Below are 276 nucleotides of genomic sequence, written 5' to 3' on the forward strand. Positions count from 1 at the left end.
AGAAGTGAAACGCCGTAGCGCCGATGGTAGTGTGGGGTCTCCCCATGCGAGAGTAGGGAACTGCCAGGCATCAAATTTAGTGTGCTGATATGGCTCAGTTGGTAGAGCGCACCCTTGGTAAGGGTGAGGTCCCCAGTTCGACTCTGGGTATCAGCACCACTTAATACGGTTAAAGTTCGGCATTTGAAAAAGAATTTGTCTGGCGGCAGTAGCGCGGTGGTCCCACCTGACCCCATGCCGAACTCAGAAGTGAAACGCCGTAGCGCCGATGGTAGT

The 276-nt window shown here is 54.0% G+C and carries 1 tRNA gene and 1 rRNA gene; both read left to right on the forward strand.

The features are described from left to right. The first annotated feature begins 83 nt into the window (after positions 1-83). A tRNA-Thr gene (locus tag NA197_RS23500) sits at positions 84-159 on the forward strand. Between the two features lie 39 nt (positions 160-198). Beyond that, positions 199-276 (forward strand): 5S ribosomal RNA (gene rrf, locus NA197_RS23505); the annotation flags it as partial.

The sequence above is a fragment of the Salmonella sp. NW884 genome, assembly GCF_051700745.1.
GTDB lineage: Bacteria > Pseudomonadota > Gammaproteobacteria > Enterobacterales > Enterobacteriaceae > Salmonella > Salmonella enterica.